Below are 19165 nucleotides of genomic sequence, written 5' to 3' on the forward strand. Positions count from 1 at the left end.
TATACTTTGATAAAATGTAGATGGACTCAATTGAAAGCGGTGATAGCAATGGTTGTTGAACGTAGAAAACCGATTCAGATTGCGGAAGCAGTCAATAGGGTACTGGATCATCCGATGGAATCCCCATCTGAAGAAATACATATCGAACGATCCTTGAATCGAATACTGGCAGAGGACATTGTTGCCGACCATGATGTGCCTCCATTCGATCGATCCCCGTATGATGGATTCGCGCTTAGAGCGGAAGATACACAAGCAGCTTCTTCATCAAGCCCGGTTCTGCTTGAAGTCATTGAAGAAATCGGTGCTGGCCAAGTCGCTCAATCGGAATTAGCAGAAGGACAAGCGATTCGAATCATGACTGGAGCCGCCATTCCAAGCGGTGCGACGGCAGTCTCGATGTTTGAAGTGGTAAAAGAGTTTCATCAAGGTGACAGAAATATGATTGAAGTCGGACGAACCTTTAAAGCGGGTCAGAACATTGCCAGACAAGGCGAAGATACGGAAAAGGGAACCGTCCTGATTGAAAAAGGTACAAAGATTACGCCGGGAGTCACTGCTTTATTAGCGACCTTCGGCTATCGATATGTGAATGTGGTTCAAAAACCGAGAATCGGAATTTTTGCGACGGGGACTGAGCTTTTGGACATTGAAGATCCGCTGGAACCTGGAAAAATCCGAAACTCGAATGCCTATATGATTGCTGCTCAGATCCGGAACATCGGTGGTGAACCGGTCTATTTAGGCACGTTGGCTGATGATTTCAATTCATGCTTCGAGGCTGTGTCTTCTGCGCTGAGCGATATCGACGCACTCGTCACGACGGGCGGGGTCTCAGTAGGGGATTATGATTATCTACCAGCGATTTATGAAAAACTGGGCGCAACGACATTATTCAACAAGGTTGCGATGCGGCCAGGAAGTGTTACCACGGTAGCGGAGTTAAATGGGAAGTTGTTGTTCGGGTTGTCCGGTAATCCTTCTGCATGTTTCGTAGGTGGGGAACTATTCGTCCGACTATTCATACGATCTTCAGCAGGTTCGAAGCCTTTCCTGGCAAAAACAAAAGCTCGGCTAGCGACGGATTTCCCGAAACCGAATCCGTTCACCCGCCTTGTAAGAAGTAAAGTGAGCTATACACAAGAAGGCATCCTCGTTACACCCACTGGTTTGGATAAATCCAGCTCTGTTACATCAATTGCAGAAGCAGATGCTTTTACTATGTTGCCAGGCGGTACGAGAGGGTACATGGCTGGAGACGAAGTGGACATTCTACTATTCCATTCCGAAAGTGATGTGAATCCGTGGAGCGATTAATTCCCGTCCTTCAAGTTGTAGGTTTTAAGAAAAGTGGGAAGACGACGGTAATCAACAATATTGTACGGCAACTTTCTGAACAAGGCTACCGGATTGGAGTCATCAAGCACCATGGACACGGAGGTTCGCCGGATATAATGGAACCCGATCATGTCGATACGGCACAATTCAGGAATGAGGGAGCAGTGGTGACGGCTGTGGAGGGTGATGGGTCCATCGTGATGAATCTGGGAGATGACCTTTCACTCGAACTGGATGGTATCGTTTCGATTTATCAGCAGCTTCCAATCGATTTGATTGTCGTTGAGGGATATAAACAGGCTGATTTTCCAAAATTGGGCGTGTTGCGTTCAGAAGAGGATTGGGTTGAACTGTCGTCTAATTGTGTTAATTTCATCGGTTATATACAGACTGGGGACTTGAAGGTGGAAGTGACGTCGGAGCTGCCTCATTTTCTTTTTGAACAGAGTGAAATGTTTGTAGATTACATCAAAGAACGGTTTTTAAAAGGGAGTTGAAGAAATGTCTCAATTCAAGATTACAAAGGATGAAATTGAGGTAAATGAAGTGGTAAAGACAGTCATTCATCCACATGCTGGGGCGATCAATACGTTCATCGGTACCGTGCGTGAATTGACGAATGAGAAACGGACCCTCTATCTTGAATATGATGCTTACATTCCAATGGCCGAAAAAAAGCTGAAACAGATTGGTGAGGAAATCACTTCGAAGTGGAAGGAAGCACGAGTATCCATCATCCACCGCATCGGGCGATTGGATATTTCGGATATTGCTGTCGTCATTGCTGTATCGACTCCGCATCGCGCAGATTCATATGAGGCGAGCCGGTATGCGATTGAGCGAATTAAAGAAATAGTCCCGATATGGAAAAAAGAGCATTGGGAAGATGGAGAAGAATGGATCGGAGACCAGCTGGAAACTACACAATACCCATCTGGAAAACCTGGAAAGGAGCATTTGAATGATTAGCATTATGTTATTTGCAGGACTTCAAGAGAAAGCGGGAACGGGAGAGTTGAAAATCGATAAAGATGAAATGACGGTTAATGAGCTAGTCGCATCTATCCGGGATAGTGATGTGAACTTGGATCTCACGAATGTGATGGTAGCTGTTAATGAGGAGTTTGTAAGCGACCCTGATCAAGTCATCAAGTCTGGAGATACGGTCGCGCTACTACCACCAGTGAGTGGTGGTTGATCTTTGTTAGACCAGTTAGGTGGTACTGAAAACCTGAGAAGTCTGATATCAAGACCACATAAAGGCACATCAAGTACTGAAATCATTTGTTTTTATCCGCACAGGAGAAGCACTTCAGTCCTTTTTCCGTATTGACGCCATTCAGAAACCCATCTAAACAGTATATCGGTTTCTGACAGCTTGTACATTTGCCTATATATTCTTTCATGATCGTATTGCACCTCCTAGGATGGTGGTTCTACTTTGTGAAGGCTTTTTCGGCGTCATGATAATCTTCGTCTTTTACATAGATATCGATTTGGATCGCATGATCATAATATTCTGGGGAAGTCCGTTGATTCGGAACGGCCTTGGATCGATACGCAATGCCTGCTGTATTCAATGTATGAATGACCTTGAAGTATTCTTCGTTGTTGAATGATGTGTGGAATCTCTTCCAGCCTTTATATGGTGCACGCTCGAGATAATGGAAGAAAAGGATGATTGGCAACACGATCAAGAATAACCAGATCAACAATGGTTCCAAAATGAACCCCTCCCATACAGAGCTTTCTCTCATCCTATTCTGGAAAAAGGGACATATACCTGCACATAAAAAAACGGCACGTTCATCTGAACGTGCCGTTTTCTGTATTACATGAACAATAAAATGAGTGGACCGACGATGAAGCAGTAGATTGCGAAATACTTCAAGTTTCCACGCTCCATGATATTCATCAACCACTTCAAGGAAATGTAGGAAGCGATGAATGAGATGAGGAATGCAACAAGATATGGGATCAATAATTGATCGAGGGTAAGCATCTTATCCTCTCTCAAATCATCAAAGCTTAAAACCATCGTTCCGACACTTACCGGAATATAAAGTAAGAAAGAATAGCGGAGAGCTGTTTGCTGCTTCATCCCTAACCCCATGGCTGCAACAATCGTCGCACCTGATCGGCTGATGCCAGGTATCAATGCAATCGCTTGTGCAAAACCGACAATAAGTGCATCCTTTATGGATAAATCTTGATCATTCTTACGACCTCGCAGGTTACGGATCAACCAGAGGGCAATACCTGTTACGATGAGTGTCGCACCGATGACCTTGACCTCTTTTAGATTTTTCGAAATGAAATCTCCTGCTAGAATACCAATCACCGCAGCAGGAATCGTACCGATAATCAGATAGACGATGAACATGAAATCAGAACGGTATTCCCTGTTACGGGTTTGGGTGAACTTTAGTCCATTCGTTGTCAGCCGTACTAGATCCTCGCGATAGATGACCAAAACAGCTAGTAGTGACGCGAAGTTCATGAATACTTCAAAGCTTAATCCTTGAATATGGATGTCTAACATTTTTTCAGCTAAAACTAAGTGACCACTTGATGAAATCGGAATCGGTTCCGTAATTCCTTGTACAAATCCAAAAAACGCATATTTCAGTAAAGTGAACAGTTGATCCATTCAAAGTTCCTCCAGTTAAATCTCTGTATAAATTTTTTGCGCATGTAGTCATTAAACAACAAATTGACATACTCGTAAAGAGTCAAAATTGTGATATGTGGTGAAGCTCGTCCTTACACATTTTTCGAAATGGATGAATATCATGAGAGTGTGAGGGGGGAAGGTCGTGTCTTACCGTAAATATATGAAAGCATTGAACGCGCATAACCAACAAATGATGAAACAGTGCAAAAAGCACATGAACCAATATGTTCAGTGCAATATGATGGATGGAAAAGTGTATGAAGGGTATGTAGAAAAGGTCGACAAGCAAAATCTATACTTAATCGTAGAAATGCATTATAAGAAAAAAAGCGGTCAGGAAAGACCATATATGGGATTTCCAGAACATGGTCTAGGATTCCAAAGAATCATCCTGCCACTGCACTTTCTGACAGCCATTTCAATGATCAACTACTAAGGGAGAAAGTCACCAAAGCAGGTGGCTTTTTTTGATTTAGAAAAGAGTCTCAAAATCTTCAATTCGATAAATTGACGACATGGAGAGCGACTAAATTCCATCATAAAGTAAAACCTACATAGTAAAGGAGTGATTCTTATGGGACAAAATCATCAATTCAACCCAGGACAGAAGGCACCGAATAATGGTGTTTATGTGGAAATCGGGGAAACTGGAAGCATGGTGAACAATCCGAAAGAAGTGAAATTGAGCGCAGGGGATCCCTTCCCAGAGACAAGTAACCACAACCGGAAATGGAGTTACAAAAGAAAGCCATAAGTGCTTTCTTTTTTCAAACTTGGAGAGCTCACCTTACCGTAGCCCTCATATGCCTCGTTCTAACACTTGCAGTCAGCACTGTGTTAAACTACATTGAGAGGAGATGGGCTACAGAATGATTAAAGTACAAAATTTGAAAAAATCCTTTGGATCATTAGAAGTATTGAAAGACATCAATGTGGAAATCAAACAGCAAGAAGTCGTCTGTGTCATCGGTCCATCAGGATCCGGTAAATCCACCTTCCTCCGATGTCTGAATCTACTTGAATCCATTACGGATGGTAATGTGTATATTAAAGGAATTGATATCACCGACAAGAAGACGGATATCAATCAATTGCGAACGGATGTAGGGATGGTTTTCCAGCAGTTCAACCTCTTCCCACATAAGACGGTTCTCGAAAATATTATGTTATCACCGATGAAGGTGAGAAAGTGGAATAAAAAGAAAGCCGCGGAAAAAGCGCATGAATTACTTGCGAAAGTCGGCTTATCTGAAAAAGCGGATGTCTATCCTGGGGCATTATCCGGTGGGCAGAAGCAACGTGTTGCCATTGCTCGAGCGCTTGCGATGGAACCTGAAATCATGCTGTTCGATGAACCGACCTCCGCTCTCGATCCCGAGATGGTAGGAGAAGTGTTGGAAGTCATGAAGCAGCTTGCCAAGGAAGGCATGACGATGGTCGTCGTGACCCATGAAATGGGCTTTGCAAGAGAAGTTGGCGATCGAGTCATCTTCATGGATGAAGGATTCGTCGTGGAGGAAGATGAACCGAAAAAGCTTTTTGAAACGCCATCACATGAGCGGACAAAAGCTTTCCTAAGTAAAATTTTATAATTGAAATTGGGCAAGGTAGAGACGCTACCTTGCCCTAAATTATGTCTCAAGGGAGTTTGGGGAAGGATAGGAGCTTTATCTTACCAAAAACAGAGCTTTCAAGTAAATGAGGGCAGGATAACCGTAATGAACAATCTTAATGGGCTAATTTTGGACTAAAAAAACGCCAGGCTTGATTGCCTGACGTTTTTCCCATCCATACTATTCAGTGGTTTCGTCTTTAATTCCAGCTTCGCCAAGAACAAATACGAACACTGCCATTGCAAGTCCAATGCCTGTTGCTAGACCAAAACTGTAATCTCCACCTTGCATGGAGCTCAATACATAAAAGGCCATATTGCTTAACAAGAAGGACCAGATGATTGTCCAAATATAACGCATACGATCACCTCAAGAATTATATGTAGCTTATCTTATATCCATCTCATATTGTAGCACAACTTTCCTGACATCAAAACGTTTTCATCCAACTTCCTCAAAAAGTTCACGATTCAACATACACCATTCTACTAATAAAGATGTAATCCGGTTGAAATTGGGTGTATTACCCGCTCTATTTCCAAATTCTCGCATACATTAACTAAGAATGATGTTTGAAGGTGTGATGAAAGAATGAGCGGTATACGTTATCGTTTCCAAAAAATAAACGACGAGCATGTAATCATTCACCTACCTGAACAGCCGAATGGATTTGCCATCCTTCTGATCGGGGATGTGAATCATTATGTAACAGATCAAACGAGTTCTTGGCTGCAACATCCTGAAAGGGCTCAATTCCTCGAAAAACTTTGTTCACAGGGTTATACACTCATCTACTCGAATCTATATGGGAGACATTGGGGAAATGACAGGAGTTTGGAGCACTTATACCGAATTTATCTTACCGTTATGAAACAGGAAATCATCAATGAGAAAATCCACATTTTAGCAGAAGGTATGGGTGCATTGACTGCATTAAAGTGGATGGAAAATCATGAGGAGATTACCCGATCCGCAGCTTTCATGAATCCTTGCTTTAGTTTGAAAGTCCATAGTGATGCTGTAAGGGAACAGAAGTTGTTCTACAAGCAATTCCACAGGGAAATCATGCGAGCCTATCATCTGACAGAAGATGAGGTCGAATTGTTCTTATTGAAAGACGAAGGGATCCTCCAATACTCTTCCATTTTACCGGTAAAAATATGGCACCATATGCAAGGGACGCCTTATTCATTCATGAACCATAGCCGGGCTTATGAAAAATATAGGGAGGAAATTGGTTCACCGATCTCGCTTACATTACAGCTGACAGGTACCAGGCATGATTTCGCTCAGAAGGTCAGAGCGTTTTATCAACACCATGAGAAAGATTTATAGGGATCCATTACGTGTAAAGAACAAGACACGTAAGAGGGTCCCTATAAAATGATTCACATACATATTTTTCACATATAGAAGTTGGGGTTCATTATTCGTTCATCGAAAAATAGGATAATAGGAGAACGATAAAAATGGAGGTTCTACTGAAATGAAAAGTGTACTGATTACGGGAGCTGCAGGTGAAATCGGACTGTTGCTGACAAAGTCATTCATAAATGAAGGTATTGATGTCTATGGCATTGACCATGTCGATCGTGATACATGTGAAGAATTAGCTTTTCTTGGAAGGAATGCCTTGTTCCATTTTGACAATCATTCCCTGGCACAAGTGGATTGGGATGATTATGAGCCTGTCGACGTCATCTTTCATTTGGCTCACCAGGCACCTACGGGTGAGGGATTTTCGAGGTTAAAGGGGACACTAAATGAAAACCGACAAAATATGAAGAAAATCGTGGATTATGCTGCTAAAAGTGGGGCGAAGGTGGTCCTTGTTTCAACGATAGAAGTGTGTGGAGGAGATCAAAGTGAAGAGCAGTTGACCGAGCGATCACCCTCACCTCAAAGTTTATATGGATCTCTCATGCTGGCGGAGGAGTCTTTTCTTCAAGAGGCAGCTGAAGAATCTGCGATATCTTATCATATTCTGCGTACACCAAAGCTTTCGGGCTCTTCCCATCCGATTGAAAAAAGATGTCATGCAATCGACGAATCCGAAAAAGCAGGAATATCGACTCACAGTAGAGAATTGAATAATGGTCAAACCTTACTAAAAGAGACTTTTGTTGAAGTGTGTATGGAAATACTGAATGGTACGAGGGAGGAACAAATCATTCCATTATTTAATAAGTCTTGAATTTCGTATATACTAATACTAGTTTGAATCTTGTGCAAGTGTCGAAGGAGAGGAGAATATATGAAGAAATTGATACCTTTCCTGATTGCCGTTTTACTTCTCTCTCTTACCGGGTGTCAGCAAGCACTGGGGAGTGGCGAATTAAAGAACGTTGGACTTTTGATTGAAGATACCATTAACGACCAGGGTTGGGGTACGAAGGGTTATAAGGGTTTACTTCAAGTGAAAGATGAATTCGATAATAAAGTGTTCTATCGGGAAGAAGTGAAATCAAAAGATCAGGTTCTAGATGCAGTCAGAGAATTTCAAAAGAACAACGTCAATCTCGTTTTCGGACATGGTAAAATGTATGCACCGATCTTCATGGATATCAAATCCGATTTCCCGGACATGCACTTTGTCAGTTTCAATGGAAAAGTAAGTGGAAAGGGCATTACGAGTGTCCATTTTGATTCATATGCAATGGGTTATTTTGCAGGCGTCATATCTGGTGCGATGACGAAATCCAATCAAGTCGGTATGATCGCGGCCTTTCCTTGGCAACCAGAAGCAACTGGCTTCAGGGAGGGCGCTAATGTCTACAATCCGGAAGTGGAAACCCACATATCGTTCGTGAAGGATTGGAGTGACACGGATAAAGCCATCAGGATTTTTGATGAGATGAAAGAAAAAGACGTAGACATCTACTATCCAGCTGGAGATGGATATACCGTTCCCGTCATCGAAAAAGTGAAGGAAGAAGGAGATTATGCCATCGGTTTCATCTCAAATATGGCCGATTTAGGTGAACAGACTGTGTTGACAAGCACCGTTCAACACGTCGACCGCTTATATGTGAACATTGCCAAGGATTACAATGATGGCAATTTGACATCAGGTAATATCCATTATGATTTCCAGGAAGATGTCATCTCACTGGCACCTTTCAGTGACGCTGTTCCGGAGCAACTTCAGAAAAAGATTACGAAATTGGTTGAAGACTATAAGGAAACAGGTAAATTACCAGCACCTTAATCGTACTAGGAGGAATGAAGAATGGATCAAGAACGGAACATGAAATTCATGCAGATTGCCATGTCTCACTTACCTGAAGCAAAGCAACTGATGGAGCAAAAAGGGATTGAATTAACAATGGAAGATGTTCAGCCTTTATTGAATATGCTCATGAACGTCATGAATGATGCATATGAATTGGGAAAATCGGAAGCTGAAGATCAAGGATAAGGGTAAAAAGTACATAAAACAACAGGGAAACCTTTCGCTAAAATGCGGAAGGTTTTTCTATTAGCTTCTCTCTGTATATGAACAATTTATCTGGACAATGACACGAATATGGATTAAAATTAGTACCAAGTCATAATATAAGATACTAATGGAATGTGAATTACTGAAGTCATACAAAAAGGGGTAATGAAATGAACGCAGGTGTTATCGGAATTGGCAGATATGTCCCGGAACGTGTGATGACCAATGAAGAACTTGAACGTATGGTTGATACGTCTGATGAGTGGATTCGCACTAGGACTGGTATAGAGGAAAGAAGAATTGCCGATAAGGAAATGGATACCTCCCATATGGCAGAGCTTGCAGCTAAAGAAGCCTTGAACGATGCTGGTCTAGAAGCAAGCGAAATCGACTTGATTCTAGTTGCAACGGTCACTGGGGATTATGGATTTCCGTCTGTTGCATGCCTGATCCAGGAACGACTCGGTGCAAAAAATGCAGTTGCGATGGACTTAAGTGCAGCTTGTGCTGGTTTCATTTATGGTATGATTACAGCAAAGCAATTCATCCAAACGGAAACATATAAAAACATACTCGTCATAGGGGTAGAAAAACTGTCTAAAATCACAGATTGGGAAGACCGCAATACGGCAGTCCTTTTTGGTGATGGTGCAGGTGCAGCTGTCATTGCTCCTGTTGAGAGTGATAAAGGGATTCTATCCTTTGACATGGGCTCGGATGGTTCTGGAGCGAAACACTTGTATCAAAATGGTGATCTCCTCTACATGAACGGTCGTGAAGTTTTCAAGTTTGCGGTAAGACAAATGCCTGAATCTTCTATGAAAGTTGTGGAGAAGGCTGGACTGAGCAAGGAAGATGTAGACTTCCTCATCCCACATCAGGCCAACATCCGGATCATGGAAGCAGCGCGAGAAAGACTTGATTTACCGAAAGAAAAGATGGCAGTTACAGTAAGTAAATATGGGAACACTTCTTCATCATCCATTCCGATTGCTTTAGTTGAAGCATTGAAAGAAGGGAAGATTAAAGATGGAGACGTATTGGTACTTGTAGGGTTCGGCGGAGGCTTGACCTGGGGTGCCGTAGCATTGAGATGGGGAAAATAGTTGTAAGGAGCTGAAGTTACAATGAGTAAACGAGTTGTCATTACTGGACTCGGTACAGTATCTCCAGTAGGAAACGATACAGAAACTACATGGAATAATATAGTAAATGGAAAATCTGGTATATGTGAACTGACACGCCGCGACAAAGAGCAATTTCCTGCAAAGGTTGCGGGTGAAGCCACTGATTTCGATCCCGAACAATATTTGGATCGTAAAGATGCACGTAAGATGGACCGATTCACCCAGTTTGCGATCGCTGCTTCCTTACAAGCTGTAAAAGATGCAGATTTGACAATTACGGAAGAAATCGCACCACGTGTCGGTGTATGGATTGGATCCGGAATCGGCGGAATGGAAACCTACGAAGAGCAGTTCAAAGTGTTCATGGAAAAAGGCCAACGCCGTGTGAGTCCTTTCTTCGTTCCAATGATGATTCCGGATATGGCTTCTGGACAAGTGTCCATCATGTTAGGAGCAAAAGGAATCAACTCTTGTACTGTAACAGCATGTGCTTCCGGCGCCAATTCGATTGGTGATGCGTTCAAAGCGATCCAACGTGGCGATGCAGATGTCATGGTTACTGGTGGTTCAGAAGCACCGATTACGAACATGGCATTAGCTGGATTCTCTTCTTCCAAAGCGTTGTCGACGAATCCAGACCCAGGGTCTGCAAGCCGTCCATTCGATAAAAACCGTGATGGCTTTGTCATGGGTGAAGGTGCGGGGATTCTTATATTGGAATCACTGGAATCCGCACAAAAACGAGGCGCAAGGATCTACGCAGAAATCGTCGGTTACGGTGCTACAGGTGATGCACATCATATCACACAACCAGCACCTGGCGGAGAAGGCGGAGTCCGTGCCATGAACATCGCGTTAAAAGATGCTGGGCTCAAGCCAGAAGAAATCAGTTACTTGAACGCGCATGGTACAAGTACGGATTTCAACGATAAATACGAAACCGCAGCAATCAAGACGGTCTTTGGTGAGCATGCTCAAAAATTAGGAATCAGCTCGACGAAGTCGATGACTGGTCACCTGTTAGGGGCTGCTGGTGGCTTGGAAGCTGTATTATCCATCAAGGCAATTGAGAATAATATCATGCCGCCAACCATCAACTACGAAACACCGGACCCAGAATGTGACCTGGACTACATTCCGAATGAAGCACGTCGTGCAGAAGTGAATGCTGTCATGAGTAACTCACTTGGATTCGGAGGCCACAATGTAGCACTCTTGTTCAAGAAATTTGCAGAATAAAACGATGCCAGAAAAGAGGCTGAAATAACTCTAACGGGTTCGGTTATCTATCACAAACAAAAAATATGTTGACTAAATAGTGCCCCGAATTGCATAGCAATTTGAGGCACTATTTTTGTTGATAAATAAGGATTATTGCTCAAATAGAACGTTAAATTGTTTGATCATTTGCATACGAATTTGTAACCTTACAAAATCCCCTGTATGTTTGCAGATTTTACTATTAATTGTTTTTGTTAGAATGCGGAAGGTAATCAAAATTTTTAAAAATTATATGGATAATATGCTAAAAGTGTACTTAGATACAAACTTATTGTTATTCAACAAAAGGACAGGATTGTTGAAGGTGGGGGAGATAGGGTTTAACGGACATCAGATCCGTTATTTGTGACAAATACGCTAATTTCGGTGTGCAAACGGACATCAGATCCGCTATTTTTTAAAAAGTATATTGTTTTTGATGATTTTGGACCAAATAAGGTATCATATGTCCGTTAAGTTTAGTGAAAATGTATAAATTATAGAAATAAGGTCCTCAATGTCCGTTAGAATTATAAATTAGTCATTCTTCATCAATTATCGGGCGCTTTAGTTTAAAAAACTGGAATAAAATAATAGCCGCACATCAATCCGTAATGGATTGAAAGTTCGGCTTATTTTTTATCTCATACGATATGAAATACAGTGAAATTATCTATGCATTTCCATATGCAATTTCTTAAGTAAATCACGGTTTTGTGACAGGTATCAGACCCCGTTAAAATAACTCAGCCTCTTTTTTTATGTCCGTAAACCTTCATTTCTTTAGAAAATTCACAATGGTGAAAACGAACTGTTAGCATTTCCCCACACCGCCTTAACATCCCTCCATTATTGTAGTTTGTGTAATACAGATTTGGAGGGATAGAAAATATGAAAAAAGCCATCATCTTGACTTTAGGTTTGATATTATTCATCAGTTCGGGAATGACGAACGCGGTCTTCGCCGACGACAATGACTCGGATGATAAGAAGAACATCTTGAACGTTGCTCACCGTGGCGCTTCAGGTCATGCGCCTGAACATACCCTGCCATCCTATGCTTTAGGTGAAAAAATGGGTGGAGATTACATTGAAATCGACTTGCAAATGACAAAAGACGGTCATTTGATTGCAATGCATGATGAAACGCTTGATCGTACAACCAATGGGCAAGGATTGGTCAAGGACCATACGCTCGCTCAAATTAAAGAGTTGGATGCTGGATCATGGTTCAATGAGAAGTATCCTGAATATGCTAAACCGGAATATGAAGGACTTCAAGTACCGACATTGGATGAAGTACTAAAAGAATTCGGACCTGAAGCACAATATTATATCGAAACGAAATCTCCAGAGGTTTATCCAGGGATGGAAGAGAAATTGCTTGAAACGTTAGAAAAGCATGGTCTGATTGGAGAGGAAGTACCTTCTGACCAAGTGTTGATCCAATCGTTCAGTCCAGCTAGTCTACAAAAACTTCATAACCTTAATCCAGATCTTTCACTCGTTCAACTTCTCTGGTATACGAATCCTGCAACGATTACCAATGCAGAATTGGAAACCTATAAGCAATATGCAATGGGCTTAGGAATGAACCATTCGCAGATTGATCAAACGTATGTGGAGAAAGTTCGATCTCATGGGTTTGAAATTCATCCTTACACAGTCAATGAAAAAGAAGATATGAAAAAACTTATTGATTGGGGCGTGACGGGAATGTTTACGAACTTCCCTGATCGACTAGAAGAAGTAATAGCAACATCGGGTGAAGACGACGATAAAGAAGAAGAATAAGATACGGAAGAGAGCTGATTTTAATCAGCTCTTTTTTTGTATACATATAATAGAAGAAAGTCGTTTTTCTTTAATAAAAAATGGCATAACATCGTGACTAATTCCATATAGTGAACTAACCATGTACAAGCACTCGTATAGGAGATGAGGGCTTTGATTTTTCGATTCTTCATTCTAATGATCGGATTCAGTTTTGCCGTTTCTGGTGGCGTCAGTCTGATCGCCTTTTTGAATTTAGTTACGACAGGTCATGGATTTGCGAACTATTTCATGTTTATTTTCAAAAGAGTAGAGCTTATGATTTTTCTTATTGGACTGGCATTGATCTGGGGGAGTATTTATCTTCCTTCTATGAAAAACAATTCAGATGAATGACGGCGATATACATTTGTCGACGGAAAATGTCTGTTAATAGAATAAATTCTTTTACCTCTGACTATACTGATTTTAACAAACAGTAAATCCTGTAAAGTGAGGGGTATACATGTTGTACTTGAGAGATGTTTGGGTAAACTGGTTCGAAGGCGAAGAGAACGGCTATAATGTCTGTGAATTTCACGAATGGCGAAAAGAAGATTTCATTGAGCTTCTTGATCAAGTTCCAATCATTAAAATGGAATCGCCTCTCCTAAACTACATAGAGAATGACTTGAGCGAACTACCGAATGAGCTGTTGGAAGAAGTAAAGAATAAGAGCTATATTCGGAAGAACAACCAGAGAGAGCAAATCGAGTATTGTTTCATCGCAACGGATGGTCGGAAATGTATGATCATCGATACGATGGGCTACCGAATTCCGATACGGAAAAGCCGGATGATTCCAAGACAGGAACAACTCGTATATGAAATGGCAGAGGAGTTGGATCCGAAGCCGTATACATTCGATACAGATGAGTTCCACAAAAAAGAGTACCACATTCTTTCACCAGACCCGCAAAACATGAAAGGGCTGACCAGAAGAGAGAGGCAGCTCAAACAACTACTGTTCATGGCATTGGATCAAATGTATTCCAGTGCGAACACCGCTGAAGCCCGATACTGGTATACAGAATGGTTTCCTGAAAAGTATTCCTCCATTCAAGATATGAGCTTTGAAGAAGCTTGGAGAGCATTGTATATGGAAGTATCTCAGGGGTGGACATCGAAGCATCAGACAATCTGTGAAAGGTTGATTAAAGGGCAACCCTATTTTGAGAAAATATGGGAACTTGAAAAAGGAACACACGTAAATTAGCTGACTCGAAACGAGTCAGCTATCTTTGTGTGAAATGAAAATGAAGTTTATGATTACGGTCATGAGGGAATGTTGGCAACGTAAAGCTTCTACTATTTGAAGGAGGTATTACTTTGTCTAAGAAAGTGTTGATGATCGTAACGAATGCAGACAAGATAAATGATGAACAAGAGACCGGACTATGGCTTGAAGAATTTGCTGTTCCTTACAACCTATTTGAAAAACAGGGCTATGAAATTCATGTGAGAAGCCCGAAGGGTGGCAACATTCCTCTGGATCCGAACAGTATTCCGGAGGAACCTAATGCAGACTATGATGAGGCGCGCAAACAATTGGAAAATACGGAAAGTTTATCAGAAGAAGAATTAGCCGCAGGATATGACGCTGTGTTTTTACCAGGTGGACATGGTACAATGTTCGACTTCCCAGAAAATGTAGTTATGCAAAAGCTGATCGGTAAACTGGCAGATGAGAATAAAGTTATTGGAGCCGTTTGCCATGGTCCATCGGGTCTCGTTAATGTCACTTATCAAGATGGCACTCCTATCGTACGAGGTAAGACGGTCAATTCCTTTACAGATGAAGAGGAGCATGAAATGCAATTGACCGAAGAGATGCCGTTTCTGCTAGAAACTGCAATTCGTGAAAAAGGTGGAGAGTTCGTAAGGGGAGACAAGTGGACCGACTTCTCTATACGAGATGGGAACCTCATTACGGGTCAAAATCCAATGTCGAGCGAAAGTACCGCGTTAAAATTCATTGAAGCGCTCAATGAACAATAAAATGGACTAAAAAAAGTGACCGTCAAGGCTTAAAAATTGCCTTTTAACGGTCACTCTTTTATTTCTTCTTCCTTTTGCGCTCTAAGCCCATTGCTCGTTCCGCTTTCGCAAGCATCTTATTGGCCACGCGATCCGCTTTCTCAGCACCCTGATCAAGAATGTCATCCAACTCTTCAGAATTCAGGAGCTCATGATACCGTTCTTGGATCGGTTTCAATTGGCTGATGACGGCATTAGCCACACCTTCCTTAAAGTCACCGTAGCCTTTTCCTTCATATTCCGCCTCAATGTCTTCAATCGATTTCCCTGAACAGAGGGAATAGATCGTCAACAAGTTTGAAACGCCAGGTTTGTTTTCTTTGTCAAACTTCACTCTTGCTTCAGAATCTGTTGTGGCTCGTTTGATTTTCTTCATGATTGTTTTTTCATCATCCAGCATGGATATATAACCTGCTGCGTTCTCATCGGATTTACTCATTTTTTTCAACGGATTTCCAAGATCCATGATTCGTGCGCCAACCTTAGGGATGTGCACTTCCGGTACAGTGAAAATGTCGTTGTATTGTTTGTTGAAGCGCTCTGCTAAGTCTCTTGTCAGCTCAAGATGCTGCTTCTGATCATCACCGACAGGTACGATATCTGTTCCGTAAAGTAAGATATCTGATGCCATCAATGGGGGATAAGTCAGCAATCCAGCTGATACGCCGACACGCTGATCCGCTTTATCTTTGAATTGAGTCATGCGCTCAAGTTCACCCATATAGGATACACATTGCATGATCCATCCCATCTTCGTGTGGGCAGGTACTTCAGATTGAATGAAAATCGTTGATTTCTGTGGATCGATTCCGATCGCAAGATAAAGCGCTGCGAGCTTCCTCGTGTTGTCACGCAGTTCCAACTTATCTTGAGGAACCGTAATCGCGTGTTGATTGACTACACAAAAGTAACAATCGTGTTCCTCCTGATACGTAACGAAATGTTTCAAAGCTCCTAAATAGTTCCCTAGTGTAGGAAATCCGGTTGGTTTGACACCTGAGAAAATGACGGACATGTCTTTTCACTCCTTGTAAATTTTTGAACAAAATAAAAAACGCCGCGCAAATCGTCATTATTGGGACGATTGCACCGCGTTGCCACCCAGAATTATTCTTCGGATAAAGAATCACTCAGTTCTCTGCGTGCTTGATCTGCAGACAGAGTGTCCTGGATATCGTCTGGACTGGACGTCAAAGCCTACTCTTATTTCGGTTTGAATGCTCAGAAGCCCATTCTACTCCAGCCTTTATCTGTTCCCACCAACCACAGACTCTCTTGAAAAGGGTGTGAAGTGTACTTTTCTTCCTCATCGCATGTGTGAAATTTTAGATTATCGATAGTATATACAAATGGATTATCAAATGCAACACTAAATGTTGAAGGAGATCAGAACGGTTGCCAAAAAGGCAATGATACCGGAAATCAGTAGAGGTTCTGTGGCTTTATATTCGAAGACCTCCGATGGTAACTCCATTCGTTCTACATCATCCATTATATCTCCGTATTTGGTGCCTTTCTTCATAAAACGTCTGAAACTAAGAGTGATAGCATCAAAAAATCCCCCCCTAGCAACGAACATCAGACAACCAAGCATAATGTAGGCGAGTGATACCATGAATACAGAATTCAATACAGCAACAAAGGTTAGATTATCGTAATAGAAGAATCCTGCACCTACACCTACTATTAACAGAATGATCAAAGCATATATGGATCGTTTTATTAAGTTCATCGTGTCACCTCAAGTCGATGATACACGATAATGATAGAATCAAGCAATATCTTAACGATTCATACACATCTTTACATAGGAGCAACACCTGTAATTTGTCAGAAGATTTGCGAATGAACGACAAATGCATATGATATGCATTCTTTTATATTCAAAATGCTTATATATCAATCTTTACACATCATCCGTATACATAATCTTCAATTTTTACGCACTGTATACCCAAATACGCGCATATTTAAAGTGGGTATATAGTCCTAATTTTTGTTATGAAACCGTAATGAACATGGGCTTTTTGTAAAATATATTAAAAAAACACATGCAAAATAGTCCGAAAACTTGTATAATACAAATTGTGAACGAAATTCCTCAAAAATCTGACAATTTTTCGGGGCGGCGTTCGCTACATTTCACCAATATTTAGGGGAGGTCATTAAGGCATGAAGAAGTCAAAATGGTCATTGCTGCTAACACTAACTCTAGTGTTGAGCATGTTCCTAGCTGCATGTTCTGGAGGCGGAGATAGCGCTGACGGAGACAAAAATGGCGGCGATGGAGACAAAGGTAAAGAAGGTAACACAGATGTACCTCAAGTATTGAACATTCTTGAGAGTGCAGAGATCCCAACTATGGATTCTGTACAAGGTACAGATGCTGTAGCTTTCCAAGTTATGAACGAAACAATGGAAGGACTTTATCGCTTAGGTCCAGACAACCAGCCGGTACCTGGTATCGCTGAAAGTCACGAAGTAAGCGAAGACCAAACAGTATTCACTTTCAAACTACGTGATGCTCAATGGTCAAACGGAACTCCTGTAACAGCACAGGACTTCGTATTCTCTTGGCAAAAAGCAGTTGACCCTGAAGTTGCTTCACAATATTCATTCATCATGGGTCCTGTAAAGAACGCTGAAGCAATCACTGCTGGTGACATGAAGCCAGAAGAACTAGGTGTAGAAGCTGTAGATGAGAAGACGTTGAAAGTAACACTTGAGCGTCCAACTCCTTACTTCCTAAGCTTGACTACATTCGCAACATACTTACCACAAAATCAAGAATTCGTTGAAGGGCAAGGAGATCAATACGCTCTTGAAGACGAAAACCTAATCTATAACGGACCATTCTTGCTTACTGATTGGAAGCACGAAGAAGGATGGGTACTTAAGAAGAACCCTGACTACTGGGATGCTGAAAACGTTAAGCTTGAAACAATCAACGTAAAGGTTGTTAAAGACCCTGCAACTGCAGTTAACCTTTATGAAACTGGAAAGATCGATCGTGCAGGTCTATCTTCTGAATTCGTTAACAAGTACAAGGATCACGAAGATTTCAAATCTTACGGAGAGCCGGTACTCTTCTACTTCAAGTATAACCAAACTCGTAACGAAGCATTAGCGAACGTTGACGTACGTAAAGCATTGAGCATGGCAGTAAACAAGGAAGACCTAGTAAACGTAATCCTTAACAATGGATCTATTCCTGCATACTTCTCTGTACCACAGGACTTCGTTACACATCCTGAAACAGGTGAAGACTTCCGCGCAGGAAATGGCGATCTTTTGAAGACTGACAAAGATAAAGCTAAAGAACATTGGGAAAAAGGTCTAGAAGCTCTTGGCAAGGATAGCGTAACACTTGAAATCCTTGGTGGAGACACTGAAACAGCTATGAAGATGCAAGACTACTTCAAAAACCAATTGGAAGAAGCTCTTCCTGGTTTGACAATCGATCTCAAGAACGTTCCATTTAAGCAACGTCTAGAGCTTGATGAAGCACAAGATTACGACATCCAATTCGCTGGTTGGGGTCCTGACTATCTTGACGCTATGACTTTCGTTGACCTTTGGGTAACTGACGGTGGTCACAACAAGATGGGCTACTCTAACCCAGAGTATGACAAGCTTGTGAAACAAGCGAAGAACGAACTTGCTGACAAGCCTGTAGAGCGTTTCCAAGCAATGCAAGAAGCTGAGAAACTATTACTTGAAGAAGATGCTGCAATCGGACCACTTTACCAACGTGGAACTTCCCAACTTTGGAAGCCATATGTGAAGAATGTACCGATTCACTCATTTGGACCTGACTATAGCTATAAGTGGGCTTATATCGAGAAGTAAGAATAAGCACTGATTA

At 41.7% G+C, this 19165-nt stretch carries 23 protein-coding genes and 1 other annotated feature; of the genes, 18 read left to right on the plus strand and 5 right to left on the minus strand.

Annotated features, from left to right (window positions below; genetic code table 11):
* The first annotated feature begins 48 nt into the window (after nt 1-48).
* From ACSVDE_RS04065 to moaD, 4 genes are read left to right on the plus strand one after another with little or no spacing between them, the layout of a single operon-like run.
* Nucleotides 49-1317, plus strand: a complete 1269-nt coding sequence (locus tag ACSVDE_RS04065) for a molybdopterin molybdotransferase MoeA (RefSeq protein WP_439301925.1) — start codon at nt 49-51, stop codon at nt 1315-1317.
* Nucleotides 1305-1835 carry a molybdopterin-guanine dinucleotide biosynthesis protein B gene (gene mobB, locus ACSVDE_RS04070; RefSeq protein WP_439299692.1) on the plus strand — a complete coding sequence of 177 codons (531 nt, stop codon included), beginning with the start codon at nt 1305-1307 and terminating at the stop codon, nt 1833-1835. The genes ACSVDE_RS04065 and mobB overlap by 13 nt, the downstream gene beginning before the upstream one ends.
* A 4-nt stretch (nt 1836-1839) precedes the next feature.
* Nucleotides 1840-2307, plus strand: a complete 468-nt coding sequence (locus ACSVDE_RS04075; RefSeq protein ID WP_439299693.1) for a molybdenum cofactor biosynthesis protein MoaE — start codon at nt 1840-1842, stop codon at nt 2305-2307.
* Nucleotides 2300-2536, plus strand: a complete 237-nt coding sequence (moaD, locus tag ACSVDE_RS04080) for a molybdopterin converting factor subunit 1 (RefSeq protein WP_439299694.1) — start codon at nt 2300-2302, stop codon at nt 2534-2536. Before ACSVDE_RS04075 ends, moaD begins: the two co-directional genes overlap by 8 nt.
* A gap of 238 nt (nt 2537-2774) precedes the next feature.
* On the opposite strand, the gene ACSVDE_RS04085 is transcribed toward moaD, so the two are convergent.
* Nucleotides 2775-3062: a hypothetical protein gene (locus tag ACSVDE_RS04085; protein ID WP_439299695.1), complete on the minus strand. Its 288-nt coding sequence runs from the start codon at nt 3060-3062 to the stop codon at nt 2775-2777.
* 107 nt (nt 3063-3169) lie between these two features.
* Entirely contained in the window at nt 3170-3988 is an 819-nt protein-coding gene (locus tag ACSVDE_RS04090; RefSeq protein WP_439299696.1) for an undecaprenyl-diphosphate phosphatase, read from the minus strand.
* Between the two features lie 166 nt (nt 3989-4154).
* On the opposite strand from ACSVDE_RS04090, the gene ACSVDE_RS04095 reads away from it, so the two are divergent.
* From ACSVDE_RS04095 to ACSVDE_RS04105, 3 genes are all read left to right on the plus strand, one after another.
* Nucleotides 4155-4448 carry a hypothetical protein gene (locus ACSVDE_RS04095; protein ID WP_439299697.1) on the plus strand — a complete coding sequence of 98 codons (294 nt, stop codon included), beginning with the start codon at nt 4155-4157 and terminating at the stop codon, nt 4446-4448.
* A gap of 138 nt (nt 4449-4586) precedes the next feature.
* Entirely contained in the window at nt 4587-4766 is a 180-nt protein-coding gene (locus tag ACSVDE_RS04100) for a YjzC family protein (RefSeq protein WP_439299698.1), read from the plus strand.
* A 115-nt stretch (nt 4767-4881) separates the two neighbouring features.
* Nucleotides 4882-5604 (plus strand): amino acid ABC transporter ATP-binding protein, encoded by a 723-nt coding sequence (locus tag ACSVDE_RS04105; protein ID WP_439299699.1) that lies wholly within the window; start codon nt 4882-4884, stop codon nt 5602-5604.
* A 201-nt stretch (nt 5605-5805) separates the two neighbouring features.
* Here the strand turns inward: ACSVDE_RS04105 and ACSVDE_RS04110 are convergent, their stop codons facing one another.
* Entirely contained in the window at nt 5806-5985 is a 180-nt protein-coding gene (locus ACSVDE_RS04110; RefSeq protein WP_439299700.1) for a YjzD family protein, read from the minus strand.
* A 231-nt stretch (nt 5986-6216) separates the two neighbouring features.
* Between ACSVDE_RS04110 and ACSVDE_RS04115 the strand changes: the two genes are divergently transcribed.
* The 10 genes from ACSVDE_RS04115 (at nt 6217) to ACSVDE_RS04160 (ending at nt 15261) form a co-directional block, all read left to right on the plus strand.
* Nucleotides 6217-6960 (plus strand): alpha/beta hydrolase, encoded by a 744-nt coding sequence (locus tag ACSVDE_RS04115; RefSeq protein ID WP_439299701.1) that lies wholly within the window; start codon nt 6217-6219, stop codon nt 6958-6960.
* A gap of 151 nt (nt 6961-7111) precedes the next feature.
* Complete coding sequence (locus ACSVDE_RS04120; protein WP_439299702.1) at nt 7112-7819, plus strand: NAD-dependent epimerase/dehydratase family protein; 708 nt, start codon at nt 7112-7114, stop codon at nt 7817-7819.
* 60 nt (nt 7820-7879) lie between these two features.
* Nucleotides 7880-8833, plus strand: a complete 954-nt coding sequence (locus tag ACSVDE_RS04125) for a BMP family ABC transporter substrate-binding protein (RefSeq protein WP_439299703.1) — start codon at nt 7880-7882, stop codon at nt 8831-8833.
* A 21-nt stretch (nt 8834-8854) separates the two neighbouring features.
* A complete protein-coding gene (locus tag ACSVDE_RS04130; RefSeq protein ID WP_439299704.1) occupies nt 8855-9043 on the plus strand; it encodes a ComZ family protein in 189 nt (62 codons plus the stop codon).
* 191 nt (nt 9044-9234) lie between these two features.
* Nucleotides 9235-10170 carry a beta-ketoacyl-ACP synthase III gene (locus tag ACSVDE_RS04135; protein ID WP_439299705.1) on the plus strand — a complete coding sequence of 312 codons (936 nt, stop codon included), beginning with the start codon at nt 9235-9237 and terminating at the stop codon, nt 10168-10170.
* 21 nt (nt 10171-10191) lie between these two features.
* Nucleotides 10192-11430: a beta-ketoacyl-ACP synthase II gene (fabF, locus tag ACSVDE_RS04140; RefSeq protein WP_439299706.1), complete on the plus strand. Its 1239-nt coding sequence runs from the start codon at nt 10192-10194 to the stop codon at nt 11428-11430.
* A gap of 912 nt (nt 11431-12342) precedes the next feature.
* Nucleotides 12343-13245, plus strand: a complete 903-nt coding sequence (locus ACSVDE_RS04145; RefSeq protein ID WP_439299707.1) for a glycerophosphodiester phosphodiesterase — start codon at nt 12343-12345, stop codon at nt 13243-13245.
* Between the two features lie 153 nt (nt 13246-13398).
* A complete protein-coding gene (locus ACSVDE_RS04150) occupies nt 13399-13620 on the plus strand; it encodes a hypothetical protein (protein ID WP_439299708.1) in 222 nt (73 codons plus the stop codon).
* 109 nt (nt 13621-13729) lie between these two features.
* Nucleotides 13730-14479: a YjbA family protein gene (locus ACSVDE_RS04155; protein ID WP_226552150.1), complete on the plus strand. Its 750-nt coding sequence runs from the start codon at nt 13730-13732 to the stop codon at nt 14477-14479.
* A gap of 113 nt (nt 14480-14592) precedes the next feature.
* Entirely contained in the window at nt 14593-15261 is a 669-nt protein-coding gene (locus ACSVDE_RS04160) for a type 1 glutamine amidotransferase domain-containing protein (RefSeq protein ID WP_439299709.1), read from the plus strand.
* Nucleotides 15262-15319: 58 nt separating this feature from the next.
* Here the strand turns inward: ACSVDE_RS04160 and trpS are convergent, their stop codons facing one another.
* Both trpS and ACSVDE_RS04170 read right to left on the minus strand, forming a co-directional pair.
* A complete protein-coding gene (gene trpS, locus ACSVDE_RS04165) occupies nt 15320-16315 on the minus strand; it encodes a tryptophan--tRNA ligase (protein WP_439299710.1) in 996 nt (331 codons plus the stop codon).
* Between the two features lie 58 nt (nt 16316-16373).
* Nucleotides 16374-16619: a binding site (T-box leader), on the minus strand.
* Nucleotides 16620-16669: 50 nt separating this feature from the next.
* Complete coding sequence (locus ACSVDE_RS04170) at nt 16670-17032, minus strand: DUF3899 domain-containing protein (protein WP_439299711.1); 363 nt, start codon at nt 17030-17032, stop codon at nt 16670-16672.
* Between the two features lie 440 nt (nt 17033-17472).
* Between ACSVDE_RS04170 and ACSVDE_RS04175 the strand changes: the two genes are divergently transcribed.
* On the plus strand, nt 17473-19149 hold the full coding sequence (locus tag ACSVDE_RS04175; RefSeq protein ID WP_439299712.1) for a peptide ABC transporter substrate-binding protein: 1677 nt from the start codon (nt 17473-17475) through the stop codon (nt 19147-19149).
* Nucleotides 19150-19165 lie beyond the last annotated feature (16 nt).

Source organism: Pseudalkalibacillus sp. Hm43 (assembly GCF_051842935.1).
Lineage (GTDB): Bacteria > Bacillota > Bacilli > Bacillales > Fictibacillaceae > Pseudalkalibacillus.

Coding starts and splice junctions, on each gene's coding strand:
- ACSVDE_RS04065 (WP_439301925.1), top strand. CDS start 49: ATGGTTGTTGAACGTAGAAAACCGATTCAGATTGCGGAAGCAGTCAAT.
- ACSVDE_RS04075 (WP_439299693.1), top strand. CDS start 1,840: ATGTCTCAATTCAAGATTACAAAGGATGAAATTGAGGTAAATGAAGTG.
- moaD (WP_439299694.1), top strand. CDS start 2,300: ATGATTAGCATTATGTTATTTGCAGGACTTCAAGAGAAAGCGGGAACG.
- ACSVDE_RS04090 (WP_439299696.1), bottom strand. CDS start 3,988: ATGGATCAACTGTTCACTTTACTGAAATATGCGTTTTTTGGATTTGTA.
- ACSVDE_RS04100 (WP_439299698.1), top strand. CDS start 4,587: ATGGGACAAAATCATCAATTCAACCCAGGACAGAAGGCACCGAATAAT.
- ACSVDE_RS04105 (WP_439299699.1), top strand. CDS start 4,882: ATGATTAAAGTACAAAATTTGAAAAAATCCTTTGGATCATTAGAAGTA.
- ACSVDE_RS04110 (WP_439299700.1), bottom strand. CDS start 5,985: ATGCGTTATATTTGGACAATCATCTGGTCCTTCTTGTTAAGCAATATG.
- ACSVDE_RS04115 (WP_439299701.1), top strand. CDS start 6,217: ATGAGCGGTATACGTTATCGTTTCCAAAAAATAAACGACGAGCATGTA.
- ACSVDE_RS04120 (WP_439299702.1), top strand. CDS start 7,112: ATGAAAAGTGTACTGATTACGGGAGCTGCAGGTGAAATCGGACTGTTG.
- ACSVDE_RS04125 (WP_439299703.1), top strand. CDS start 7,880: ATGAAGAAATTGATACCTTTCCTGATTGCCGTTTTACTTCTCTCTCTT.
- ACSVDE_RS04130 (WP_439299704.1), top strand. CDS start 8,855: ATGGATCAAGAACGGAACATGAAATTCATGCAGATTGCCATGTCTCAC.
- ACSVDE_RS04135 (WP_439299705.1), top strand. CDS start 9,235: ATGAACGCAGGTGTTATCGGAATTGGCAGATATGTCCCGGAACGTGTG.
- fabF (WP_439299706.1), top strand. CDS start 10,192: ATGAGTAAACGAGTTGTCATTACTGGACTCGGTACAGTATCTCCAGTA.
- ACSVDE_RS04145 (WP_439299707.1), top strand. CDS start 12,343: ATGAAAAAAGCCATCATCTTGACTTTAGGTTTGATATTATTCATCAGT.
- ACSVDE_RS04155 (WP_226552150.1), top strand. CDS start 13,730: ATGTTGTACTTGAGAGATGTTTGGGTAAACTGGTTCGAAGGCGAAGAG.
- trpS (WP_439299710.1), bottom strand. CDS start 16,315: ATGTCCGTCATTTTCTCAGGTGTCAAACCAACCGGATTTCCTACACTA.
- ACSVDE_RS04170 (WP_439299711.1), bottom strand. CDS start 17,032: ATGAACTTAATAAAACGATCCATATATGCTTTGATCATTCTGTTAATA.
- ACSVDE_RS04175 (WP_439299712.1), top strand. CDS start 17,473: ATGAAGAAGTCAAAATGGTCATTGCTGCTAACACTAACTCTAGTGTTG.